Here is a 4,535-nt window from a genome sequence, read left to right as displayed (position 1 = left end):
CCATACCCCACAGCATAGTGTTCGGCATGCCGTAGTTCCAAACATGGGCATGGCGTAGACAAGTGAACCACATCGATGTTATTACTAGATACGCCGCTCCAAACATCGGTGAGGCACAACATGTAGTGGTTGGTGGCGTGGCGCGTCACAGCCAGAGAGCGAGGAGGATCGCTATGCCAGCCCCACCCGAGTCCCGGCGCGCCGCGCCCTCTGTGCGCGAGCTCGAGCCCGCCGAGTCGCCTGATCTCGTGTTCTTCTCGAGCGTGTCGGAGAACACCCGCCGCTTCGTCGAACGTCTCGACCGGCCCGCGGTCCGTATCCAGCTGCGGCCCCGGGTGGAGGGGCTGATCCGGGTTACGCGGCCCTTTGTGCTCGTGGTCCCCACGTACGGCGGAGGGGAACGCGCCGGGGCTGTGCCGAAGCAAGTGATCGCGTTCCTCAACGACCCCGCGAACCGGGAACTCATCCGGGGTGTGATCACGGCGGGGAACACGAACTTCGGCGAGCACTACTGCCTCGCCGGTCCCGTCATCTCTGCGAAATGCCAGGTCCCGGAGCTGTACCGCTTCGAGCTGCTCGGCACGCAGCGCGATATCGAACACGTGAACAACGGCCTGACCCGCTTCTGGGAGCAGGCCTCCGACAATCTGACATCCATTGAGAGGAAGACCGCATGACCGTCATCTCCCCAGAAGCCCCCGCCCGCACCGGGATCGGCGCGCGGAAGGACTACCACGCCCTCAACGCACAGCTGAACCTGTTCGCCTCGGACGGGTCGATCCAGTTCCACAAGGATCGGGAAGCCGCAGACGAATACCTGCGCCAGCACGTCGCCCCGAACACGAGAGCCTTCCCGAGCGTGGCCGAGCGCCTGGAGTGGCTGGTCGCGAACGACTACTACGAGCGGGCATTCCTCGACGCGTACCGTCCGGAGTTCCTCACCAACCTGCACGACCGTGCCCGCCGGGCCGGGCACCGTTTCCAGACCTTCCTCGGGGCGTTCAAGTTCTTCACCTCCTACGCCCTGAAGACGTTCGACGGCACCACCTACTTGGAAGGATTCGAAGAGCGCGTCGTCGCCACCGCGCTCTTCCTCGGGCAGGGCGACGAAGCCCTCGCGACCCGGCTCGTCGACGAGATGCTCTCCGGCCGCTTCCAGCCTGCGACACCGACGTTCCTGAACGCGGGGAAAGCGCAGCGCGGCGAGCTCGTCTCCTGCTTCCTGCTCCGCCTGGAGGACAACCTCGAATCCATTGGACGCAGCGTCAACTCCGCGCTGCAGCTGTCCAAGCGTGGGGGCGGGGTGGCGTTGTTGCTGACGAACCTGCGTGAGACCGGGGCGCCGATCAAGCAGATCGAGAACCAGGCTTCCGGGGTGGTGCCGGTGATGAAGATCCTCGAAGACAGCTTCAGCTACGCCAACCAGCTCGGTGCCCGGCAAGGAGCCGGAGCCGTGTATCTCCACGCGCACCACCCCGACATCCTGCGCTTCCTCGACACGAAGCGGGAGAACGCGGACGAGAAGATCCGCATCAAGACGCTCTCCCTCGGCGTCGTGATCCCCGACGTCACCTTCCAGCTCGCGAAGGAGAACCGGGACATGCACCTGTTCAGCCCCTACGACGTCGAGCGCGAGTACGGGAAGCCGCTGTCGGATCTGTCGGTGAACGACCACTACGACGAGCTGGTCGCGAACCCGCGGGTGCGGAAGACGACGATCAGCGCACGGGAGTTCTTCAAGACCCTCGCCGAGCTGCAGTTCGAATCCGGATACCCCTATGTGCTGTTCGAGGACACCGTCAACCGCGCGAACCCGCTGCAGGGGTGGATCAACATGTCCAACCTCTGCAGCGAGATCCTCCAGGTCAACACCCCGTCCCGTTACGACGCCGCGATCGGGTACGAGCAGGTCGGCCGGGACATCTCCTGCAACCTTGGCTCCCTCAACATCGCGCAGGCCTTCGCCTCACCGGACTTCGGCGCGACCGTGGAGACCGCGGTGCGGGCACTCACGAGCGTGTCCGATCAGACCGACATCGACGCGGTCCCCTCGATCGCGGCCGGGAACGACGCGTCGCACGCGATCGGTCTCGGGCAGATGAACCTGCACGGGTTCCTCGCCTCACAGCGCATCCGCTACGGCAGTGAGGAGGGCATCGACTTCACCGACATCTACTTCCTCACCGTCACCTACCATGCCCTGCGCGCTTCCAACCGGATCGCCATCGAACGCGGCACGGCCTTCGCCGGCTTCGAGACCTCCGCCTACGCCGACGGCACCTACTTCGATAAGTACACCGAGCGCGAGTGGCAGCCCGCCACCGAACGCGTCCGCGCCCTCTTCGCCGAGGCAGGCGTCGCGATCCCCACCCGCGGCGACTGGGCGCAGCTGCGGGAATCGGTGCGGCAGCACGGCATCTACAACGCCTACCTGCAGGCCATCCCGCCGACCGGATCAATCTCGTACGTGAACAACGCGACCGCGTCGATCCACCCGATCGCGGCGAAGATCGAGATCCGCAAAGAAGGCAAGCTCGGCCGCGTCTACTACCCCGCCCCGCACATGACCGACGACAACCTCGAGTTCTTCGAGGACGCGTACGAGATCGGCTACGAGAAGATCATCGACACCTACGCCGCCGCCACCCGCCACGTCGACCAAGGCCTCTCCCTGACGCTGTTCTTCCGCGACACCGCGACCACCCGCGACATCAACAAGGCACAGATCCACGCCTGGCGCGCCGGGATCAAGACCCTCTACTACATCCGCCTCCGCCAGCCCGCACTCGAAGGCACCGAAATCGAAGGCTGCGTCTCCTGCGCCCTCTGACCACATCATCCGATCTTCCCGAAGGAACACCCATGACCCTCACCGACACCACGCGCCCGATCACCGAGATCTCCGTCACCCCACCCGGCTACCGGCACGACCCAGCAGCCCGACTGCGTCCCATCAACTGGAACCGCGTCGGAGACGACAAAGACCTCGAGGTATGGAACCGCCTCACCGCGAACTTCTGGCTCCCCGAGAAAGTGCCCCTCTCCAACGACCTCCCCGCCTGGCAGAAACTCACCCAGGAAGAGCGCACGCTGACCATGCGCGTGTTCACCGGGCTCACCATGCTCGACACCGTACAAGCCACCGTCGGAGAGATCTGCCAGATCCAAGACGCCCGCACCGAACACGAAGAGGCCGTCTACACCAACATCGCCTTCATGCAGTCCGTACACGCACGCTCCTACTCCAGCGTGTTCTCCACCCTCACCTCGACACCCGAGATCGACGACGCCTACCGGTGGGCCATCGCGAACGACCTGCTCCAAGAGCGCTGCAAGAAGGTGCTCGCGCACTACTACGGAGATGACCCGCTCAAGCGCAAGGTCTCCTCCACGCTGCTCTCGTCCCTGCTGCTGTATGCGGGCTTCTACCTGCCGCTGCACTTCTCCGTCCACGCGACCCTCACGAACACCGCGGACATGATCCGGCTCATCCTGCGCGACAAGGCCGTGCACGGCTACTACTCCGGCTACAAGTACCAGCGCGGCCTCGAAACCCACACCCTCGCCGAGCAGGAACACATGCGCGAGTTCACCTATGCGCTCCTCGACGAGCTCTACGAGCTCGAACTGGCCTACTCCGGTGAGCTCTACGAACCGCTCGGCCTCATGGACGACGTCGCCGTCTTCGTCCGCTACAACGCGAACAAAGCACTCATGAACCTCGGCTACCCCGCCAGATTCACCCCGGAAGAAGCGGAAGTCAACCCGGAGATCCTCGCCGCCCTCGCACCCGGAGCAGACGAGAACCATGACTTCTTCTCCGGATCCGGGTCCTCCTACATCATCGGCAAAGCCGTCGACACCAGCGACGACGACTGGGACTTCTAACCGACCATCATTCCCACACTTACGCCTCAGAGAAAGAGAACCACACCTTGAGTAAGAGCATCTCCGTCCTTGTCGGCAGTCTGCGCCGCGGCTCCTACGCGCGCAAGATCGCCCACAACACCATCGGATACTTTCCCGACGGCTACGACGCACGCATCGTTGAGATCCGCGACCTTCCTCTCTACGACTTCGACTACGACGACCCCGACATCACCGACAAACCCACCCCGCCGGAGTACACGCAGTTCCGGGAGATCATCCAAGCCTCCGACGGTGTCCTGTTCGTCACACCAGAGAACAACCGCACCATCCCCGCCTGCCTGAAGAACGCCATCGACATCGGCTCCAAACCCAACAGCGATGTCGCCTGGAAGAACCTGCCTGCCGGGATCATCAGCCACTCCGTTGGCCGCATGGGCGGGTACAGCTCGCAGAAGAACCTCCGGCTCGCACTCTCATACTTCGACATGCCCACCCCCGGACAGCCCGAGGTCTTCCTCTCTCAATCACCCACGCTTCTCGATGAGGACGGGAACATCTCGCAAGAATCGACCGTGCAGTTCGTTCAGGACTACATCCTCCGCTTCGCTCGACTCATCGAAGGCCAAAACCCGGCGCGTTGATGCGATGCCAGCATCCCCGAAAGC

At 63.8% G+C, this 4,535-nt stretch carries 4 protein-coding genes; all 4 read left to right on the top strand.

All coding sequences use genetic code 11. From position 1 onward, the window contains the following. The first annotated feature begins 173 nt into the window (after positions 1 to 173). The 4 genes from nrdI to ACT3SQ_RS18915 are packed head-to-tail and all read left to right on the top strand — an operon-like array spanning position 174 to position 4,511. Positions 174 to 677, top strand: coding sequence for a class Ib ribonucleoside-diphosphate reductase assembly flavoprotein NrdI (gene nrdI, locus ACT3SQ_RS18930; RefSeq protein ID WP_443386453.1), 504 nt, complete (start codon positions 174 to 176; stop codon positions 675 to 677). Further along, a complete protein-coding gene (nrdE, locus tag ACT3SQ_RS18925) occupies positions 674 to 2,830 on the top strand; it encodes a class 1b ribonucleoside-diphosphate reductase subunit alpha (RefSeq protein ID WP_443386452.1) in 2,157 nt (718 codons plus the stop codon). The genes nrdI and nrdE overlap by 4 nt, the downstream gene beginning before the upstream one ends. Before the next feature lie 32 nt (positions 2,831 to 2,862). Continuing rightward, complete coding sequence (gene nrdF, locus ACT3SQ_RS18920) at positions 2,863 to 3,888, top strand: class 1b ribonucleoside-diphosphate reductase subunit beta (protein WP_443386450.1); 1,026 nt, start codon at positions 2,863 to 2,865, stop codon at positions 3,886 to 3,888. A gap of 47 nt (positions 3,889 to 3,935) precedes the next feature. Next, the gene (locus ACT3SQ_RS18915; protein WP_443386448.1) at positions 3,936 to 4,511 is read left to right on the top strand and encodes an NADPH-dependent FMN reductase; all 576 of its coding nucleotides are present in this window, start codon (positions 3,936 to 3,938) and stop codon (positions 4,509 to 4,511) included. Positions 4,512 to 4,535 lie beyond the last annotated feature (24 nt).

This window comes from Brachybacterium sp. AOP42-C2-15 (assembly GCF_052377065.1).
In the GTDB taxonomy this organism is placed as follows: domain Bacteria; phylum Actinomycetota; class Actinomycetes; order Actinomycetales; family Dermabacteraceae; genus Brachybacterium.
The sequence above is the reverse complement of the archived record's forward strand: the minus strand, read 5'-3'. Positions and strand labels throughout refer to the sequence as shown.

Excerpts from the sequence above, each read along its gene's own strand:
- nrdI (WP_443386453.1), top strand. The coding sequence starts at position 174 with ATGCCAGCCCCACCCGAGTCCCGGCGCGCCGCGCCCTCTGTGCGCGAG.
- nrdE (WP_443386452.1), top strand. The coding sequence starts at position 674 with ATGACCGTCATCTCCCCAGAAGCCCCCGCCCGCACCGGGATCGGCGCG.
- nrdF (WP_443386450.1), top strand. The coding sequence starts at position 2,863 with ATGACCCTCACCGACACCACGCGCCCGATCACCGAGATCTCCGTCACC.